We start from the raw sequence: 17,508 nt of genomic DNA, 5'->3' as shown, positions 1-17,508 counted from the left end.
TGAAACATGTTCTTGTTTGCGTCTCACCAGTGTGGCACAGTGGGGACTACCAAAACTGTAACCGGTTCTCATTTTTCGGGGACTGTCGGAATCGCGAAAAAGAGGTGGAGGCGTGACGCAGATGATGCAGAATGCCGCAGCGTCGGATTCGACGGGTAAGTGCCCGTTCATGGAGCAGGAGGGCTGGGATTTCACCAACCCGGATCTGCTCGAACAGGGTATCCCCGTCAAGGAGTTCGCCGAACTGCGTAAGACCGCACCGGTCTGGTGGAATCCCCAGTTGCCCGGCAAGGGCGGAGGCTTCCACGACGGTGGCTACTGGGTGATCTCCAAGCACAAGGACATCCGCGACATCTCCAAGAACGCCGACCTGTGGTCGGCGGCGGAGAACGGTGTGATCATGCGCTTCGACGATGAGATGCCCCAGGAGCAGATCGACGTCACCAAGGCGCTGCTGATCAACCACGATCCGCCCGAGCACACCCGGCTGCGCAAGGTCGTCTCCCGGGCGTTCACCCCCAAGGCCGTCCATGCCCTGGAGGAGAAGCTGGATGCAGCCGCCCGCAGGATCGTCGCCCAGGCCGCCGATTCGGGATCCGGCGACTTCGTGCATCAGGTCGCCGTCGACCTGCCGCTGCTGGCGATCGCCGATCTACTCGGTGTGCCCGAGGAAGACCGGATGAAGCTCTTCGACTGGTCCAACTCGATGATGAACGCCGACGATCCGGAGTTCACCACCGATCCCCAGGTCGCCTCGGCGGAGATCCTCGGCTACGGCTACAACATGGCCGACGCGCGCCGCAAATGCCCGGCCGACGACATCGTCACCACGCTGGTGAACGCCGACATCGACGGGCATTCGCTCGACGAGGCCGAGTTCGGATTCTTCTTCATCCTGCTGACCGTGGCCGGCAACGAGACCACTCGCAATGCAATCACCCACGGGATGAACGCCTTCATGGACAATCCCGAGCAGTGGGAACTGTTCAAGAAGGAGCGCCCGGCCACCGCGGTCGACGAGATCGTCCGCTGGGCGACCCCGGTCAACAGCTTCCAGCGCACCGCCAAGGCCGACACCGAGATCGGCGGCCAGGCCGTCAAGAAGGGCGACCGCGTTGGTCTGTTCTACGGATCGGCGAACTACGACGAGGACGTCTTCGACGATCCGTTCACCTTCGACATCCTGCGCGATCCGAACCCGCACGTCGGTTTCGGCGGCAACGGGACCCACTTCTGCATCGGCGCCAACCTGGCCCGCATGGAGATCAACCTGATGTTCAACGCGCTGGCCGATATGGTGCCCGACATCACCAAGCTGGAAAAGCCGCGGCGGCTGCGGCACGGCTGGATCAACGGGATCAAGGAGCTGCAGGTCGACTATGGCACCAAGTGACGGCGCCGCTGGCGACGAGGGTCTGCCTCCCTATCTGAACATCGATCGGGAGAGTCATCCGGCCGTGCTGGCCGGGCGTCGCTCCCGAGAGGCGGTGGCCGCCCGCGACAAGCAGGCGTGGCTGGACAACTTCGCCGCCGACGGATCCGTTGAGGATCCCGTCGGCCCGTCGATGTTCGATGAGGCCGGCGTCGGGCACCGCGGTCACCAGCAGCTCTCGGAGTTCTGGGACAAGACCATCGGCACCACCGAGAAGATCGACTTCGTCTTCGACAAGGAGATCATCTGCGGTGATGAGGTGGCCTACATCGGCAAGATCGTCACCTACATCGCCGGGCATGTCACCGAAGCCGACGGCGTCTTCACCTACAGGGCCGATGCGGACGGGAATCTCGCCGCGCTGCGCGCCTTCTGGGAAGTGGCCGAGACGATGGCGTCGCTGCGTCCCCAGTAGCGCACACCGTCCGGGGCCGTATCGCCGGCCCGGCAGAAGCGAGAAACGGCCCGCCGGAGAGTTCTCCGGCGGGCCGTTTCCTGTGGGGTCTGTCCGGTCAGCGCTTCACAGCCCGGGCCCGCAAGATGTTCCCGTCCACCGACAGCGGACCCTGGTTGGCGACGGCGACGGCGATCAGACCGGCGATCAGCGCCAGGTTCAGCTCGTAGCCGCCGTCGATGTTCCAGAAGCCGTTGTCGATGTGCGCGGTGAAGATCGCGCCGATCATGTCGATGATCAGCAGTCCGGCGAACACCGGGACCGCGACGCCCAGGATCAGGGCGGCGCCGCCGACCAGTTCGACCAGGCCGGCGAACCAGGCGGAGAAGGTCGGGGCCGGCACGCCCATGGCGGCGAAGCCGTCGGCGACGTTGCCGATGCCGTTGGTGAAGAACTTCTGCCAGCCGTGGGCGAAGAAGATGATGCCCAAGATGATGCGGGCGATGGTGGTGGCCAGTGACTGGCCGAGCTGGGTTCGGGTCATGGAAATGTCTCCCTGGTCGGTGTGGGGCAGCGCCGAATCACGGGGTCGTCGACGCACCGTGCGGATCGGGTCCGCGAGCGCAGTGCCCTCAGGATAAACGGACCGCGGTCCGCATGTCTAGCGGGGGTCAGTGCCGTGCGCGGCCGGCGACTATTCGGCGGGCGGTTCGCCGACGACGGCGATGGCGTCGATCTCCACGGTCGCCCCGTAGGGCAGTGCGCTGACGGCCAGGAAGGTGCGGGCCGGTCGCGGCTGAGCGAAGACCCGCTCGAACTGGCGGTTGGCTTCCTCTCGCAGGGATACGTCGGTCACGTAGTACGTCAGCTTGACCACGTCGTCGACGCGGCCGCCGGCGGTGGCCAATCGTTCGGTCATCCGATCCATCGCCGCATCCAGTGCGGCGTCGCGGCCGGCCACCGGGCGATAGTCCCGGTCGACCGACAGGGCGCCGGAGACGTAGATGGTGTCGCCGGCGCGGAAGGCGGGGCTGTAAGGGTGCTGTGCGTTCACATCGGTGCTCATCAGAGTCCTTTGGTCGGCTCCGAAGAAGTCTAGTGCTGATCGGTGTTTCCCGTGGCCACAGCCGAAAACGGCCGTGTGGTCAGGGGCGGTCGGCCCCCACCAGCCACATGGAGAAGTACTGGGAGCCGCCGCCGTAGGCATGGCCCAGGGCTTTGCGGGCACCGTCGACCTGGTGGTCGCCGGCCTTGCCCATCACCTGGATGGCCGCCTCGGCGAAACGGATCATTCCCGAGGCGCCGATCGGGTTGGAACTGAGCACGCCGCCGGAGGCGTTGACCGGCAGCCTGCCGCCGATCTCGGTCTCACCGGCCTCGGTGAGCTTCCAGCCCTCGTTCGGTGCGGCGAAGCCCAGATTCTCCAGCCACATCGGCTCGAACCAGGAGAACGGCACATAGATCTCGGCGACGTCGACCTCCTCGAGCGGATCGCCGATGCCGGCCGCGCGCCACAGCGCAGCCGCCGCATCGCGGCCCGCCTGCGGGCTGACCACGTTGCGGTGGCTGTAGGCCAGTGGTTCGGTGCGCATGGCGGTGGCGTGGATCCAGGCCACCGGACGGCCGTCGGCGACGGACGCATCGGCGGCGGCCTCGTCGCCGATCACCACCGCGCACGCACCGTCGGAGGACGGGCAGGTCTCGTCGTACCGGATCGGATCCCACAGCATCTGCGAGCTGAGGACCTTCTCCACGGTCAGGTCCGGCTGGTGCAGATGGGCCAGGGGGTTGCGGGCCCCGTTGCGGCGGTCCTTGGCTGCGACCATGGCGCCGATGTGCGACGGGGCGCCGGATTTGTGGATGTAGGCGCGCACATGCGGGGCGAAGTACCCACCGGCGCCGGCGCCGACGGGCATGGTGAACGGCACCGGGATCGACAGTGCCCACATCGCATTGGATTCGGACTGCTTCTCCCAGGCCACGGCCAGCACCCGGCGATGCACACCGGCGGAGACCAGGGACGAGCCGACGACCGCGGTCGATCCGCCCACCGAGCCAGCGGTGTGCACCCGGATCAGGCGCTTGCCGACCGCGCCGATCGCTTCGGCCATCGCCAGTTCGGGCATCATCACGCCCTCGAACAGGTCCGGTGCCTTGCCGATGACGATCGCATCGATCTGATCCATCGTGACCTGGGCGTCGGCCAGGGCGCGATCGATCGCCTCGCGCACCATACCGGCCATGGTGACGTCGGTGCGCTTGGCGACGTACTTGGTCTGCCCGGTGCCCAGCACCGCGGATCGGTTGCGCGCCATCAGTTCTCGTCTCCTGCCAGGGTCACGACCATGTTCTGCTGCAGCAGCGGCCCGCTGGTCGCGTGGGCTACTGCGGTGTTCGCCGCCCCGGTGGTGATCGCGTGCGCGGCATAGCCGATGCGCTGCAGTCCGCCGGAGAACAGGGCGTTGCCGGTCAGGGCTCCGCCGGACGGATTGATCCGCACAGAATCCGGCAGGCGCAGCGCCTGCCGGACGATGATCTCCTGGTGGGTGTACGGCGCCTGGATCTCGGCGACGTCCACGGCCCGGCTGCGCTCACCGAAGGCGGTGTCGCCGGCCAGGGCCGTCGAGGGGGAGCGGGTCAGGTCGCGGGCACCGAAGTTCGGCGAGTCGATGCGATGGTCCCAGCCGGTGATGAAGGCCGGACGGTCGGTCAGCTCGCGGGCGCGCTCCTCGGTGGCGATCACCACCGCCGCCGCCGCATCGGCGTAGGGCGCGATGTCGTGGGCGCGCAACGGTGCGGCGACATAGTCGGCGGTCAGCAGCTCGTCGACGTCGGCGCCGGTGGTCCGCGCAGCCACCTGCGCCATCTGCTCCTGGGTCCAGGTGCCGGCGTCCAGTCCGGCGCGAGCCTGCAGGCCCGCCAGGGAACGCGCGTCGGGGAGCAGGGGAGCGACGGTGTAGGGGTCGGTCTGCAGGGCCAGGGTCCGGTCGGCGTTGCTGGCCGAGGCCTTGCCGAAGCCGTACGCCAGGGCGATGTCCACCTCGCCGGTGAGGATCTTGACCCAGGCCTCGTAGAGTGCCCAGGCCCCGTCCATCTCCACGTGCGACTCGTTGATCGGCGGGACCGCGCCGATCGCATCGATCGCCGAGATGAACGAGAACGCGCGGCCGGCCAGGTAGTCGGATGAGCCGCTGCACCAGAAACCGATATCGGAACGGGTGATCCCCAGCTGGGTGTACAGGCGGTCGAAGCAGGGGATCAGCATCTCCACGCCGTTGGTGGTCCCCGTGGTGGCCGGCACGTTGGCGCTGTGGGCGAAGCCCACCACGGCGATCCGTGGTGCTCGCCCGGCGGAGGGGTCGGAAGGGTTCATCGGAAGCGGCTCTCCTTACAGGTGGTCCCGGTACGACTCGAACGGTGCGTCCGGTTCGCCGCTGGGTGCGAAATGGCTGATGTTGCGCAAGGTGTGGTCCCACTCGTCTTCGGGCCGCCACACGGCCTTGACCCGCATGCCCATGTGGACCTCGTCGGCGGGGCAGTCCAGGATCAGGTGCAGGAACGGGATGTCGGCGCCGTCGAGAAGGATGTAGGCGGCCACGTACGGCGGTGTGATCTGCTGGCCGAGGAACGGCACGTTCACGATGCAGAACGTGGTGACGGTGCCGGTGTCGGGCAGCTCGACGCGGGCGACGGTCCGTGACCCGTCGGCGGGGCTGGCCTGCCGCGGCGGGAAGTAGACCTCGCCGGTGGTGACCCGGCCGCCGAGCAGTGTGCCCCGGCGCAGGCCCTCGAGGTACCAGGACTCTTCTTCGGTGGCGCTGTGCGCGATGGTCAGCGAGACCGGGGTGGTGAGGGTGACCAGGCCGTCGTCGCCGGCGATGGGAGCGGCATCGGGCTCGATCGGAGCCGGTTCGCCGTGCGCACCGGGAGCGAAGTAGGCGATGTCGTCGATCCGGCCGGTGCGCACCGGCCGCCACACCGGGTGCACACGCAGTCCGGTGCCGATCCGGTCGGGTCCGTCGACCTTGACCACATGCAGCAGTGCGCCGTCGGCGCCGTCGAACCGGATCAGTGCCCAGGCGAACGGCTCGGACAGCGGCTGTCCGGCCAGGGGGTCGGGTTGCCAGGACCAGCTGACCACGGTGCCGATCGGGCCGGTGTCGACCAGCTCGGTGGTCTGGCGTCCGGTGACCGGATCGAATTCGGCCGGGGGGACCAGCACCCGGCCGTCGGAGGTGCGGCCGCCCAGGATCCGCCCGTCGCGCAAGGCGAGGGCGAACGGGGACAGGACCGGTCCGAGGGAGCGGGTGTAATCGAAGGAGATGGCGAGGTCGGCCGCAAGGATCTCGGTCTGCGGAACGGGGACCTCGACCTGGGGGCTCGACGGTGCGGCGCTGCGGGTCACCCAATAAATAGAACACGTTCTAGTATTGCGTGCAAGCATTCGGACCGAAGGACACGCATGAAACTGGGACTGCAGCTGGGGTACTGGGGCGCCGAGCCGCTCGCCGGAGCCCCGGAATTGATCGCTGCCGCCGAGGACTGCGGTTTCGATACGGTGTTCACCGCCGAATCGTGGGGCAGCGACGCATACACCCCGCTGGCCTGGTGGGGCGCGGACACCTCGCGGATCCGATTGGGTACGGCGGTGGCGCAGCTGTCGGCCCGGCCGCCCACCTCGCTGGCGATGGCGGCCCTGACCCTGGACCACCTGTCCGGCGGCCGGCACATCATCGGACTGGGCGTCTCCGGCCCGCAGGTGGTCGAGGGCTGGTACGGGCAGCCGTTCGCGCGGCCGCTGGCACGCACCCGCGAATACGTGCGCATCGTCCGCGACGTCCTGGCCCGCCGGGGTCCGGTGACCAGCGACGGTCCGCACTACGGGTTGCCCCTGCCCGGCGGCACCGGGCTCGGCCGGGCGCTCACCTCGATCACGCACCCGCGCCGACCGGATACCCCGATCTGGCTCGGCGCCGAAGGGCCGCGCAACGTCGCCCAGACCGCCGAGATCGCCGACGGCTGGCTGGCCGTCTTCTTCTCCCCGCGCATGGCCGGCCGGTACGACGAGTGGCTCGACGAGGGTTTCGCCCGCCCCGGGGCCCGCCGCAGCCGGGCCGACTTCGAGATCGCCGCCAACGCCGCCTGCGTGATCACCGACGACGTCGCCGCCGCCCTGGACCGATACCGGCCCTCGACGGCGCTGTATGTCGGTGGGATGGGGGCCAGGGAGAAGAACTTCCACGCCGACCTGTATCGACGCATGGGCTACGGACAGGTGGTCGACGACGTCACCCGGCTGTTCCTGTCGGGGCGCAAAGCCGAGGCGGTGGCCGCGGTGCCCGATGAGATGGTGCGCGAGACCATGCTGGTGGGCACGGCCGATCAGGTGCGCGCCCAGCTGGCCGAGTGGGCGGCTGCCGGTGTCACGTTGCTGATGGTGACCGCCCGCGACGTCGCGACGGTCCGGGCGCTGGCAGCGCTGACCGGAGGAGCCGCCGGGTCAGGCGGCCGCCGCCAGATCCGTGTTCCCGGATGCCGGCGAGGTGCGGTATGCCGCGGCGAAGGCCTCGGCCAGTCCCTCGGCGGTTTCGGCGAAGCGGTCTTTGGTGATCGCTTCGCGCCCGCGCAACCGGCGCAGGGCCAGTCGGGCCAGACCGTCGGCGCCCTCGTTGAGCGGCAGGCCCAGGTGCCCCGGGGTCCAGGAGAAACTCAGCAGGCCGGTATCGGACTGGACCGCATCGCGCAGATCACGGACCTCGCCGGGAATGCAGTCCCAGGCGAAGTCGATGTGGTGCGGGCGATCGTCGCCCCGCCGCCATCGGTCCAGAACGGCAAGGGCCGGTCGGCAGTCGGTCAGAACGTGCAGTCGCTGATACAGGTTGTCTTTGATCGCGGCGTCGATGGCCCGCAACTCGGCCAGCAGCGCCAGGCTGCCGCGGACGCGCGTGGGCTCCTTGCGTCCGCCGAGCCCGAAGCGGCCCGAGGCGGCGAGCCAGCTGTGTCCGGTGAATCGGCCGACGGCCGAGCCGTCGGTGGCGATCACCAGCGGATCGGCCGACCGCGACCGATGGCGGATCTGCCGGATCAGGCGGCCTTCGAGATCGTCGAGCGCGGCCCGGTCGGCGCCTTCGGCCCGGGAGATCCACAGCCGCGGCAGATGCGCCTCGATACCGGCCGCATGCCGATCACCCAGCCCCGGACCGGGAACGCGGGCGGCCACCCGCAGGGCGACCGCCGGATCGACGTCGCGGCGGATGTCCACCAGCGCATCCAGCAGGACCGCGCGGGCGAAAGGGGACCGCCCCGTGCCCTGCCAGATCCGGTCGCCGCACACCGCTCGGTAGCGGAAACGGTCGGGACCGTCGGGAGCCAGGGCGATGTGCAGCTCGCGTGTGGGCAGTGCCGTGGGCACGACGATGCCGGGGGCGAGCGGTCGTGCAACGGGAACGGGTGCCATGGCTCCTCCTGCGGGTCGGCGTCTGTCGGCAACGTCAACCTAGGACACGGGTACGACATCGCTGCTTGCCGGCGATGCCGTCCGTGCGGCGGGGCTACTCGCCGGTGAAGACCGGCTTCTCCTTGTTGGCGAAGGCCCGGGGTCCGACCTTGGCGTCGGCGGACTGGAAGACCCGGCTTCCCAGTTCGGCGTCGATCTTGAACGCCTCTTCCTCGTGCAGTCCTTCGGAATCCCGGATCGTCTTGAGGATCGCCTGCACCGCCAGCGGCCCGTTGGCGGCGATCTGCTCGGCCAGCTCCAACGCCTTGGTCAGGGCCTGGCCGTCGGGCACCACATGGCCGACCAGTCCGTACTCCTTGGCCTCGGCCGCACCGATGTGGCGGCCGGTCAGCAGGATGTCGCAGGCGACGGTGTACGGGATCTGCCGGACCAGCCGCACGGCGCTGCCGCCGAGCGGGAACAGGCCCCACTTGGCTTCGGAGACGCCGAACTTCGCGCTTTCGGCGGCCACCCGGATATCGGTGCCCTGCAGGATCTCGGTGCCGCCGGCGATGGCCGGACCCTCGACCGCGGCGATCAGCGGTTTACTCAGCCGCCGCCCCTTGAGCAGGGCCGGCAGCCGGGTCAGGTCCCAGCCGCCCTTGGCGAACGAATCGCCCGGGGCCGAACGGCTCATCGCTTTGAGGTCTGCGCCGGCGCAGAAGTAACCGCCGGCGCCGGTCAGGATCGCCACCCGGATCTCCGGATCGGCGTCGACCCGGTCCCAGGCCTGCTCCATGATCGCCATCATCTCGCCGGACAGGGCATTGCGCGCATGCGGCCGGTTCATGGTGACGATCAGGACATGCCCGCGCTTCTCCACCAGGCATTCGGGCTCGCCGGTGGGGGTCGGGGTGCTGGCGGTCGCGGAAGCGGTGTCGGGCATGGGTGTCCTCCTGGCGGAAAGTCTTGCCGAAAAATGTAACACGTTCTAGTTTTGTGGCAGACCCTGAACGCTCGACGAAAGCCCGCGATGACCATCTCTCGTATCCACACCCCGCTCACCGAGCGCTTCGGCATCGACTACCCGATCTTCGGCTTCACCCCGAGCCAGGACGTGGCCGCGGCGATCAGCCGGGCCGGCGGACTGGGGGTGCTGGGCTGCGTCCGGTTCAACGACCCCGGTGAACTCGACGAGGTCCTGGAATGGATGCACAAGAACACCGACGGCAAGCCGTTCGGGGTCGACGTGGTGATGCCGGCCAAGATCCCGACCGAGGGCTCCAAGGTGGACCTGGATTCGATGATCCCGCCCGAGCACCGGGCCTTCGTCGAACGCACCCTCGACGACCTCGGGGTCCCGCCGCTGCCCGACGGCCAGGACCGGCTCAACACCGGCGTCCTGGGCTGGCTGCATTCGGTGGCGCGCTCGCACGTGGACGTGGCGATGGAGCACACCCGTAAATACGGGCAGATCAAGCTGATCGCCAATGCGCTGGGTTCCCCGCCGGACGACGTCATCGCGCTGGCGCACGAGAACGGGGTGGCCGTGGCCGCCCTGGCCGGCGCCCGCGACCATGCACTGAACCACGTCGCCGCCGGCGTCGACATCGTGATCGCGCAAGGCTATGAGGGCGGCGGCCACACCGGCGAGGTGGCCTCGATGGTGCTGTGGCCCGAGATCGTCGACGCGGTCGGTTCGGCGGCCCCGGTGCTCGCCGCCGGCGGCGTCGGCAGCGGCCGCCAGCTCGCCGCCGCCATCGCCCTGGGAACCCAGGGCGTGTGGATGGGCACCTACTGGCTCACCGCCGCCGAATACAACCTGGGTGCCACCACCGAATCGGGTCCCTCCACGGTGCAGCAGGCGCTGCTCAAGGCGACCTCCCGGGACACGGTGCGCCGCCGCATCTACTCGGGTAAACCGGCCCGGCTCCTCAAGACCCGCTGGACCGATGCCTGGGACGACGCGGGCGCCCCCGAACCGCTGCCGATGCCGCTCCAGAATCTGCTGGTCGGCGAGGCTCATGCGCGAATCTCCCTGGCCGACGACCCGGACGTGGTGGCGATGCCCGCCGGGCAGATCGTGGGCCGCTGCAACGAGATCGTCCCGGTCGCCGACATGATCGAGGACCTGGTCACCGAGTACGCCGCATCGATCGCCCGGCTCGACGGCACGCTGTAGCCGGCCGGCGGGGCTCGTCGGTGCCGGACTGTCGTGAAGCCGGACTGTCGTGCGGCCGGGTTGTCGTAGGGCGGGGTTAGCGTCGGGGTATGAACACCGAGGACACGCTTCCGCCGCTGGAACCGGCGGCGCCGCCGCTGGCCGATGACCGGCTGGTCGCGCTGGCGCTGGCCGTCGCGGCCCGCGAACACGCCGGGCAGACCGACAAGGCGGGTCGGCCCTACCTGACGCATCTGCTGCGCGTGGCCCACCGGGTCCGCCCGGCCCGGCCGCAGACCGTCGCGGCCGCGCTGCTGCATGATGTGATCGAGGACTGTCCGGTGACCGCCGCGCAGCTGCTCGCCGAGGGGATCCCGGCACGTGTCGTCGACGGGGTGCTGCTGCTGACCCGGCGCGACGAGGTGCCCGCGGATGCCTACTACGCGGCGATCGCCGGCGACGAGGTCGCCCTGGCGGTCAAGACCGCCGACATCGCCGACAACACCGATCCGCGCCGGGTCGCCGAACTGGATCGGTCCTCGGCCGAGCGGCTGCGCGTCAAATACGCCGCCGCGCGGGTGGCACTGGGCATCGCCGGCTGAGGCCGCCGGGCGGGGGCGGGACCTACTCTGCCGGGGAGATCAACGCGCCGAGCTCCTCGAGGACCGCCGGTGCGCTGCCGAGGGTGAACTCGTTCTGCTTGGCCCGCAGGAAATATCGGTGCAGCGGATGCGAGGTGTCCAGGCCGACCCCGCCGTGGACGTGAACGGCGGTGTGCGCGACGCGATGACCGGCCTCGTCGGCCCAGAACTTCGCTGTGGCCGCGGCCTCCACGATCTGGCGCTGGTCGGCGCCGGCGGCGTCGGACAGCAGCCAGGCCGCCTGAGCGGTGGTCAGCGCGGCGGCCTGGACGTCGATGTACCCGTCGGCGAGCCGCTGGGCGACCGCCTGGAACGAGCCGATCGGCCGCCCGAACTGTTCGCGCTCACGGGCGTAGGCGGCGGTGGCGGCCAGGGCGGCATCGAGCACCCCGGCCTGATCGGCGGCCACCGCCAGCCGCAGCAGCGCCCGCACCCGGTCGACGGTGCCCGAGCCCCCGGTCAGCAGGTCCTCCTCACCCAGCAGGACGTCGTCGAACTCGACCCGGTAGACCGGCGTCAGCCCGGTGCTGGGCGTGGGGGTGATCGTGACGCCGGCGACGGCGGTGCGGACCACCGCGACCACCGGACCGTCCGGGCCCAGGACGTCGACCAGCAGGGCGTCGGCGGCCTCGGCGTAGGGGACGTTCACCTTGGTTCCGGTCACCGACCGGTCCGCCCGCAGCCTCGCGTGCCCGGCCTCGTCTTCGAACGCCGCCGACAGCACCAGATCGCCGATGCTCGCCGGCGGGATCAGCTGATCGATCAGGGCGGCCGAGCCGAAGCGGGCCAGCGCCGGAATCGCGGCCAGCGCATGCGGGCCGTAGGGCACGCGGGCCAGCTGCCGCCCCAGCGCCGAGGTCACCGCCGCGGTCTCCTCGGTACCGAGCGCCTCGGTGCCCGGTCCCTGTGCCTCCGGCGCGGCCAGGCCGAGCAGGCCCGCCTCACCCAGGGCGCGCCAGAGCCGACGGTCCAGGGGTGCCTCGGTGGCCTCGAGTTCGGCGCAGCGCTCGGGTGTGCTGAGCGAGGCGCCGATGTCGGCCGCCAGTGCGGCGACCTCGGCCGCCGCCTCGGAAGGGGTGAAATCCATGGTTCTCGGGCTCCGTATTCTCAGGTCGCGGTATCTCGGGCGTCGCGGTTCAGCGCCGGGCCGGGGGAAGGTTCAGGGCCAGCATCGCGATGATGTCGCGCTGGACCTCGTTGGTCCCGCCGCCGAAGGTGAGGATCAGCGAGGTCCGGGCGAACCGCTCCAGCCGCCCGGCCAGCTGGGCGCCCGGGCTGCCCGCGCGCAGGGTCGCCAGCGGACCGAGGACCTCCATCAGCAGCCGGTAGGCCTGGGTGGCGAACTCGGTGCCGAAGACCTTGGTCGCCGAGGCGTCCGCGGGTGAGGGCGAGCCGCCCTGGGCCGCGATCGAGGCGATCTTCCAGTTGATCAGCTTCAGGAACTCGACCTGGGCGTGCACCCGCGCCAGATTGGCGCGCACCCACGGCGTCTGGAGCAGACCGGCCCGGTCGGCGAAGTCGATCGTCTCGCGCAGCGCGGTCTGGATCGGTGCGGCACTGCACAGGGCCACGCGCTCGTGGTTGAGCTGGTTGGTGATCAGCGGCCAGCCACCGCCCTCTTCGCCGACCCGTGCGGTCACCGGCACGCGGACATCGGAATAGTAGGTCGCCGAGGTGTCGACTCCGGACACGGTGTGCACCGGTGTGTAGGAGAAGCCTTCGCTGTCGGTCGGCACGATCAGCATCGACAGGCCCCGATGTTTGTTCGCCTCCGGATCGGTACGCGCGGCCAGCCAGACGTAGTCGGCGTACGGGATCAGGCTGGTCCACATCTTCTGACCGTTGATCACGTACTCGTCGCCGTCGCGGACGGCCGCGGTGCGCAGAGCAGCCAGGTCGGTGCCGGCGCCGGGCTCGGAGTAGCCGATGGAGAAGTGCAGGTCGCCGGATGCGATCTGCGGCAGAAAGAACTCCTTCTGCGCGGGCGAGCCGTAGGCCATGATCGTCGGCGCCACCGAATTGATGGTCAGGAACGGCACCGGTGCCCCGGCGATCGCCGCCTCGTCGGTGAAGATCAGCTGATCCATCATCGACCGGTCGGCGCCGCCGAACTCGGTCGGCCAGCCCAGCGCCAGCCAGCCGTCGGTACCCATCTTTTTGACGACGTCCCGATAGGCGTCGCCCTCGCCGAGTTCACCGTCACCGGAGGCCAGCGCGGCTCGCCGCTCCGGCGTCATCAGTGCGGCGAAATAGGCGCGCAGTTCACGCCGCAGCGTCTCCTGCTCGGGCGTGTAGGCGATCCGCATCTAAGGCCCCTCTTACTTGGCTAGTTCTGAAACACGTTCTAACGTGTTGGTAGGCGGTCCGTCAAACGGTTCTGCGGAACGAGGAGAGGAATCCGATGCGAGTCACGTGTGATTACGACCTGTGTGAGTCGAATGCGGTGTGCGTGGGGATGGCGCCCGATGTTTTTGAGCTCAATGACGACGACGACATGGTGATTCTCCAGGCGGAAGTGCCACCGGAGCGGGAAGAGGAGATGCGTCAGGTGGTGGCGAGCTGCCCGCGCTCGGCGCTGTCTCTGGAATGACCCGGGCGGGCTGATCTGGCGGACTGTTTCCCCAACGCCGGACAACTGTGTTAGAACATGTTCTAGTTCAATTGTCTGTACGGAGAGGAACCCATGGCTGACTCGCTCACCGGCCGTGTCGCCGTCGTCACCGGAGCCGGTGCCGGACTCGGCCGTGCCGAAGCCCTCGGGCTGGCCACCGACGGCGCCACGGTGATCGTCAACGATCTCGAGTCCGCACTGCACGACAGTGATGTGATCGATCGCATCCGGGAAGCCGGCGGCCGGGCGGTCCCCGTCGCCGGGGATATCGCCGACTCGGCGGTGGCAGCGCAGATCATGAAGGTCGCGGTCGAGGATCTCGGCGGTCTGGACGTGGTGGTGAGCAATGCCGGCATCACCCGCGACGGGATGCTCTTCAACCTCACCGACGACCAGTGGGATGCGGTGATCCGGGTCCACCTGCGTGGGCACTTCCTGCTCAACCGCAATGCCGCGGCGCACTGGCGGGCCCTGTCCAAGCAGACCGGCGAGCCGGTCTACGGCCGACTGATCAACACCTCCTCGGAGGCCGGACTGCTGGGCCCGGCCGGACAGGCCAACTACGCCGCGGCCAAGGCCGGGATCACGGCGCTGACCCTGTCGGCCTCGCGGGCGCTGGAACGTTTCGGTGTCACCGCCAATGCGATCTGCCCGCGGGCGCGCACCGCGATGACCGCGCAGGTCTTCGGCGAGGCGCCCGCCGACGCGGTCGATCCGCTGTCTCCCGAGCACGTGGTGACCTTGGTCCGGTACCTCGCCGGTCCCGAATCGGCCGGTGTCACCGGACAGGTCTTCGTCGTCTACGGCCCCCGCGTGACGGTCATGGCCGCCCCGCCGGTCAAAGCCGTCTTCACCGCCGAAGGCGAGCGGTGGGCCGACTCGGACCTGAGCGCTGAGTTGACCGAGTTCTTCCGGGAAACCGCCGGTGAGACGTTTTCTGCCCAAGATCTCATCTGATCGAATGTCGGCTGGGAGGCGGCGTCGGGGAGGCATCTGCGTGATAGGTTCACCTCCACGCGATAGGGAGGGAGGGGACTGTGCATAGTAGGATCGCCGGGCCGTTGGCCAGCATTGGCGACTTCGTCGCACTGGCCGCCGACTCCGCCCGCGAACTCTTCCGCCGGCCCTTCCAGTTCCGCGAAACCGTGGAACAGTCGTGGGCCATCGCGCGCGTCTCCCTGGTGCCGACGCTGCTGGTGGCGATCCCGTTCACCGTGCTGGTCAGCTTCACCCTGAACATCCTGCTGCGCGAGATCGGCGCCCAGGACCTCTCCGGCGCCGGAGCGGCGCTGGGCACCATCACCCAGATCGGGCCGATCGTCACCGTGCTGATCGTGGCCGGTGCCGGTGCCACCGCCATCTGCGCCGACCTGGGGGCGCGCACCATCCGCGAGGAGATCGACGCCATGGAGGTGCTGGGTATCAATCCGGTGCACCGGCTGGTGGTCCCTCGGGTGTTGGCCTCCACCGGGGTGGCCTTTCTGCTCAACGGACTGGTCTGCACCATCGGCATCGCCGGCGGCTTCGTCTTCTCGGTGTACCTGCAGGACGTCGACGCCGGCTCCTTCATCTCCAGTCTGACCCTGCTGACCGGTCTGCCGGAACTGATCATCTCGATGGTCAAGGCCGCGCTGTTCGGGCTCTTCGCCGGTCTGGTCGCCTGCTACCGCGGCCTGCACGTGCGTGGCGGCGCCAAGGGCGTCGGCGACGCGGTCAACGAGACCGTCGTCTATTCCTTCATGGCGTTGTTCGTGGTCAACGTCGTGGTCACGGCCGTGGGCCTGAAAGCGACGATGGGCTGAGGACATGGTGCTACCGGGAACCACACGACTGCTGACTGCCCGCGTCGCGCTCAAACGCGCCGGCGAGGACTGGAACAAGATCGGCGATCAAGCCCTGTTCTACTGGGATTCGATCGCCTCGATCCCGCGTGCGGTGAAGCAGTACAAGAAGGAGACGGTGCGGCTGATCGCCGAGATCTCCATGGGCACCGGCGCGCTGGCGATGATCGGCGGCACCGTCGTGGTGGTCGGTTTCCTGACCCTGTTCACCGGCGGCACCATCGCGGTGCAGGGCTACAACTCGCTGGCCAACATCGGTGTGGAGGCGCTGACCGGCTTCTTCTCAGCGTTCATCAACGTGCGCATCGCGGTGCCGGTGATCGCCGGTATCGCGCTGGCGGCGACCATCGGCGCCGGCGCGACGGCACAGCTGGGTGCGATGCGGGTCAGCGAAGAGATCGATGCGCTCGAGGTGATGGCCATCGCGTCCATCCCCTTCCTGGTCAGCACCCGGATCGTCGCCGGCATGATCGCGATCATCCCGCTCTACGCGCTGGCGGCCCTGGCCTCCTTCTTGTCCAGCCGGTTCGCCACCGTGCTGTTGTACGGACAGTCCAGTGGCGTCTACGACCACTACTTTTCGACGTTCCTGATCCCCTCGGACATCCTGTGGTCGTTCGTGCAGGCCATCGCCATGGCCATCGCGGTGATGCTCATCCACACCTACTACGGCTTCAACGCCTCGGGCGGACCGGTCGGAGTGGGGGTGGCCGTCGGCAACGCCGTGCGGGCCTCCCTGGTGGTGGTCGTGGTGATCACGCTGCTGACCTCGCTGGCGATCTACGGCACCGACGGCAACTTCAACCTGGCGGGCTGACCGGATGACTGAGCGTACGGACGGGATCCGTAAGACGGCGGCGGTGGTCATGGTGACCCTGCTGACCGGCATCATCGTGCTGGCCGCCGGCCAGTTCCTGGGCTGGTTCCAGGACGTTCAGCGGGTCACCCTGTATGCCCCGCGGGCCGGTCTGGTGATGAGCCCGGACGCCAAGGTGAAGCTGCGGGGCGTGGAGGTCGGGCGCGTGGCCGCCATCCGCAACGACGGCGAGCGCGCGATCCTGGACCTGGACATGAGCACGCGCGACCTGTCCAAGGTGCCCGCGAACGTGCAGGCCGACATCAAATCGAACACCATCTTCGGTGCCAAATCGGTGAACCTGGTGATCCCCGAACAGGGCGCGGTCGGCCGGCTCACCGGAGGGGCGACGATCCGCGAATCGCAGGTCGTCGTCGAACTCAACACCGTTTACCAGCAGCTGGTCCAGGTCCTGGCGACCCTGGAGCCGGAGAAGCTGTCGGTCACCCTGGGTGCGGTCTCCGGTGCCCTGTCGGGCAACGGCCAGCGACTCGGCGAGGCACTGAGCGCACTCGATCACACCCTCGGCGAGGTGGAGCCGCACCTGCCGGCCCTGAACCGGTTGTTCGCCGAGGCGGCCGGCGGTACGAACGTGTACGCCGACGCCATGCCGAACCTGATGCGGGTCGTCGACAATTCCACGGTGCTGGGCAACCTGCTGGTGGAGAACACCGCGAATCTGGATGCGCTGCTGATCAACGTGACCGGTATGGCCGGGACCGGCGACAAGGTGCTGGCCGCCTCCAAGAAGGACCTGATGTCCACGCTCACCGACCTGAATCCGGTGACGAAACTGCTGGGCTACCAGGCGCCGGGGCTGCGCTGCTTCATCGTCGGCGCCTCCAACGCCGCCGATATGGCCACCCCGCTGCTGGGCGGCCGCAACGGCATGCTGCTGCTGGACTCGGGTCTGATCCCCGGTCAGGATCCCTACCGGTATCCGCAGGATCTGCCCCGGGTGGGAGCGGAGGGCCCGCCGACCTGTGAGGGCGGCCTGGGAGACATCGACTCCAAGGAAAGAATCAAGTTCTACGTGACCGACAACGCCCCGCAGCCCTACCAGCCGCGGACCCAGCCCAAGGTGCAGCCGTTCAAGCTGTTCAACCTGTTGTTCGGAGGTCCCCAGCGTGGTTGAC

The 17,508-nt window shown here is 68.9% G+C and carries 18 protein-coding genes and 1 pseudogene; 10 read left to right on the top strand and 9 right to left on the bottom strand.

Annotation, left to right across the window (positions count from 1 at the left end):
* Positions 1 to 121: 121 nt before the first annotated feature.
* Both GOHSU_RS10450 and GOHSU_RS10445 read left to right on the top strand, forming a co-directional pair.
* Positions 122 to 1,393 (top strand): cytochrome P450, encoded by a 1,272-nt coding sequence (locus GOHSU_RS10450; RefSeq protein ID WP_029759784.1) that lies wholly within the window; start codon positions 122 to 124, stop codon positions 1,391 to 1,393.
* Positions 1,380 to 1,847 (top strand): nuclear transport factor 2 family protein, encoded by a 468-nt coding sequence (locus GOHSU_RS10445; protein ID WP_005940968.1) that lies wholly within the window; start codon positions 1,380 to 1,382, stop codon positions 1,845 to 1,847. Before GOHSU_RS10450 ends, GOHSU_RS10445 begins: the two co-directional genes overlap by 14 nt.
* 97 nt (positions 1,848 to 1,944) lie before the next feature.
* Here the strand turns inward: GOHSU_RS10445 and GOHSU_RS10440 are convergent, their stop codons facing one another.
* The 5 genes from GOHSU_RS10440 to GOHSU_RS10420 all read right to left on the bottom strand — a co-directional run bounded on the left by GOHSU_RS10440 (position 1,945) and on the right by GOHSU_RS10420 (position 6,270).
* Positions 1,945 to 2,370, bottom strand: coding sequence for a DoxX family protein (locus GOHSU_RS10440; protein ID WP_005940966.1), 426 nt, complete (start codon positions 2,368 to 2,370; stop codon positions 1,945 to 1,947).
* Between the two features lie 150 nt (positions 2,371 to 2,520).
* Positions 2,521 to 2,892 carry a RidA family protein gene (locus GOHSU_RS10435; RefSeq protein ID WP_005940964.1) on the bottom strand — a complete coding sequence of 124 codons (372 nt, stop codon included), beginning with the start codon at positions 2,890 to 2,892 and terminating at the stop codon, positions 2,521 to 2,523.
* A 79-nt stretch (positions 2,893 to 2,971) separates the two neighbouring features.
* Positions 2,972 to 4,141 carry a thiolase family protein gene (locus tag GOHSU_RS10430; RefSeq protein ID WP_005940962.1) on the bottom strand — a complete coding sequence of 390 codons (1,170 nt, stop codon included), beginning with the start codon at positions 4,139 to 4,141 and terminating at the stop codon, positions 2,972 to 2,974.
* Positions 4,141 to 5,199: a thiolase family protein gene (locus GOHSU_RS10425; RefSeq protein WP_005940960.1), complete on the bottom strand. Its 1,059-nt coding sequence runs from the start codon at positions 5,197 to 5,199 to the stop codon at positions 4,141 to 4,143. Before GOHSU_RS10425 ends, GOHSU_RS10430 begins: the two co-directional genes overlap by 1 nt.
* Before the next feature lie 15 nt (positions 5,200 to 5,214).
* A complete protein-coding gene (locus GOHSU_RS10420) occupies positions 5,215 to 6,270 on the bottom strand; it encodes a Zn-ribbon domain-containing OB-fold protein (protein WP_051139459.1) in 1,056 nt (351 codons plus the stop codon).
* A gap of 18 nt (positions 6,271 to 6,288) precedes the next feature.
* On the opposite strand from GOHSU_RS10420, the pseudogene GOHSU_RS10415 reads away from it, so the two are divergent.
* A pseudogene (locus GOHSU_RS10415) lies at positions 6,289 to 7,308 on the top strand (LLM class F420-dependent oxidoreductase); the annotation flags it as partial.
* Positions 7,309 to 7,326: 18 nt separating this feature from the next.
* Here the strand turns inward: GOHSU_RS10415 and GOHSU_RS17390 are convergent.
* A complete protein-coding gene (locus GOHSU_RS17390; RefSeq protein ID WP_369403321.1) occupies positions 7,327 to 8,283 on the bottom strand; it encodes an RNase H family protein in 957 nt (318 codons plus the stop codon).
* A gap of 94 nt (positions 8,284 to 8,377) precedes the next feature.
* Complete coding sequence (locus tag GOHSU_RS10410) at positions 8,378 to 9,208, bottom strand: crotonase/enoyl-CoA hydratase family protein (protein ID WP_005940951.1); 831 nt, start codon at positions 9,206 to 9,208, stop codon at positions 8,378 to 8,380.
* An 87-nt stretch (positions 9,209 to 9,295) separates the two neighbouring features.
* Here GOHSU_RS10410 and GOHSU_RS10405 point away from each other — a divergent pair, with 87 nt between their 5' ends.
* Both GOHSU_RS10405 and GOHSU_RS10400 read left to right on the top strand, forming a co-directional pair.
* Entirely contained in the window at positions 9,296 to 10,444 is a 1,149-nt protein-coding gene (locus GOHSU_RS10405; RefSeq protein WP_428829735.1) for an NAD(P)H-dependent flavin oxidoreductase, read from the top strand.
* Between the two features lie 89 nt (positions 10,445 to 10,533).
* Positions 10,534 to 11,025: an HD domain-containing protein gene (locus GOHSU_RS10400; protein WP_005940944.1), complete on the top strand. Its 492-nt coding sequence runs from the start codon at positions 10,534 to 10,536 to the stop codon at positions 11,023 to 11,025.
* A gap of 22 nt (positions 11,026 to 11,047) precedes the next feature.
* On the opposite strand, the gene GOHSU_RS10395 is transcribed toward GOHSU_RS10400, so the two are convergent.
* Positions 11,048 to 12,151: an acyl-CoA dehydrogenase family protein gene (locus GOHSU_RS10395; RefSeq protein WP_005940941.1), complete on the bottom strand. Its 1,104-nt coding sequence runs from the start codon at positions 12,149 to 12,151 to the stop codon at positions 11,048 to 11,050.
* Between the two features lie 49 nt (positions 12,152 to 12,200).
* Entirely contained in the window at positions 12,201 to 13,370 is a 1,170-nt protein-coding gene (locus GOHSU_RS10390) for an acyl-CoA dehydrogenase family protein (RefSeq protein ID WP_005940940.1), read from the bottom strand.
* Positions 13,371 to 13,465: 95 nt separating this feature from the next.
* On the opposite strand from GOHSU_RS10390, the gene GOHSU_RS10385 reads away from it, so the two are divergent.
* The 5 genes from GOHSU_RS10385 (at position 13,466) to GOHSU_RS10365 (ending at position 17,507) form a co-directional block, all read left to right on the top strand.
* Positions 13,466 to 13,654 (top strand): ferredoxin, encoded by a 189-nt coding sequence (locus GOHSU_RS10385; RefSeq protein WP_005940937.1) that lies wholly within the window; start codon positions 13,466 to 13,468, stop codon positions 13,652 to 13,654.
* A 93-nt stretch (positions 13,655 to 13,747) separates the two neighbouring features.
* Positions 13,748 to 14,632, top strand: a complete 885-nt coding sequence (locus GOHSU_RS10380) for a 3-oxoacyl-ACP reductase (protein WP_005940935.1) — start codon at positions 13,748 to 13,750, stop codon at positions 14,630 to 14,632.
* 80 nt (positions 14,633 to 14,712) lie between these two features.
* Complete coding sequence (locus GOHSU_RS10375; protein WP_024332561.1) at positions 14,713 to 15,477, top strand: MlaE family ABC transporter permease; 765 nt, start codon at positions 14,713 to 14,715, stop codon at positions 15,475 to 15,477.
* A 4-nt stretch (positions 15,478 to 15,481) separates the two neighbouring features.
* A complete protein-coding gene (locus GOHSU_RS10370) occupies positions 15,482 to 16,333 on the top strand; it encodes an MlaE family ABC transporter permease (RefSeq protein ID WP_005940931.1) in 852 nt (283 codons plus the stop codon).
* 4 nt (positions 16,334 to 16,337) lie between these two features.
* Positions 16,338 to 17,507: an MCE family protein gene (locus GOHSU_RS10365; protein WP_005940929.1), complete on the top strand. Its 1,170-nt coding sequence runs from the start codon at positions 16,338 to 16,340 to the stop codon at positions 17,505 to 17,507.
* Position 17,508: the final 1 nt, after the last annotated feature.

Source organism: Gordonia hirsuta DSM 44140 = NBRC 16056, assembly GCF_000333015.1.
GTDB lineage: Bacteria > Actinomycetota > Actinomycetes > Mycobacteriales > Mycobacteriaceae > Gordonia > Gordonia hirsuta.
This window is presented reverse-complemented; position numbering and strand designations above follow the sequence as displayed.

Coding starts and splice junctions, on each gene's coding strand:
- GOHSU_RS10410 (WP_005940951.1), bottom strand. CDS start 9,208: ATGCCCGACACCGCTTCCGCGACCGCCAGCACCCCGACCCCCACCGGC.
- GOHSU_RS10420 (WP_051139459.1), bottom strand. CDS start 6,270: ATGCTTGCACGCAATACTAGAACGTGTTCTATTTATTGGGTGACCCGC.
- GOHSU_RS17390 (WP_369403321.1), bottom strand. CDS start 8,283: ATGGCACCCGTTCCCGTTGCACGACCGCTCGCCCCCGGCATCGTCGTG.
- GOHSU_RS10405 (WP_428829735.1), top strand. CDS start 9,296: ATGACCATCTCTCGTATCCACACCCCGCTCACCGAGCGCTTCGGCATC.
- GOHSU_RS10365 (WP_005940929.1), top strand. CDS start 16,338: ATGACTGAGCGTACGGACGGGATCCGTAAGACGGCGGCGGTGGTCATG.
- GOHSU_RS10370 (WP_005940931.1), top strand. CDS start 15,482: ATGGTGCTACCGGGAACCACACGACTGCTGACTGCCCGCGTCGCGCTC.
- GOHSU_RS10395 (WP_005940941.1), bottom strand. CDS start 12,151: ATGGATTTCACCCCTTCCGAGGCGGCGGCCGAGGTCGCCGCACTGGCG.
- GOHSU_RS10450 (WP_029759784.1), top strand. CDS start 122: ATGATGCAGAATGCCGCAGCGTCGGATTCGACGGGTAAGTGCCCGTTC.
- GOHSU_RS10380 (WP_005940935.1), top strand. CDS start 13,748: ATGGCTGACTCGCTCACCGGCCGTGTCGCCGTCGTCACCGGAGCCGGT.
- GOHSU_RS10400 (WP_005940944.1), top strand. CDS start 10,534: ATGAACACCGAGGACACGCTTCCGCCGCTGGAACCGGCGGCGCCGCCG.
- GOHSU_RS10385 (WP_005940937.1), top strand. CDS start 13,466: ATGCGAGTCACGTGTGATTACGACCTGTGTGAGTCGAATGCGGTGTGC.
- GOHSU_RS10440 (WP_005940966.1), bottom strand. CDS start 2,370: ATGACCCGAACCCAGCTCGGCCAGTCACTGGCCACCACCATCGCCCGC.
- GOHSU_RS10425 (WP_005940960.1), bottom strand. CDS start 5,199: ATGAACCCTTCCGACCCCTCCGCCGGGCGAGCACCACGGATCGCCGTG.
- GOHSU_RS10445 (WP_005940968.1), top strand. CDS start 1,380: ATGGCACCAAGTGACGGCGCCGCTGGCGACGAGGGTCTGCCTCCCTAT.
- GOHSU_RS10430 (WP_005940962.1), bottom strand. CDS start 4,141: ATGGCGCGCAACCGATCCGCGGTGCTGGGCACCGGGCAGACCAAGTAC.
- GOHSU_RS10435 (WP_005940964.1), bottom strand. CDS start 2,892: ATGAGCACCGATGTGAACGCACAGCACCCTTACAGCCCCGCCTTCCGC.
- GOHSU_RS10390 (WP_005940940.1), bottom strand. CDS start 13,370: ATGCGGATCGCCTACACGCCCGAGCAGGAGACGCTGCGGCGTGAACTG.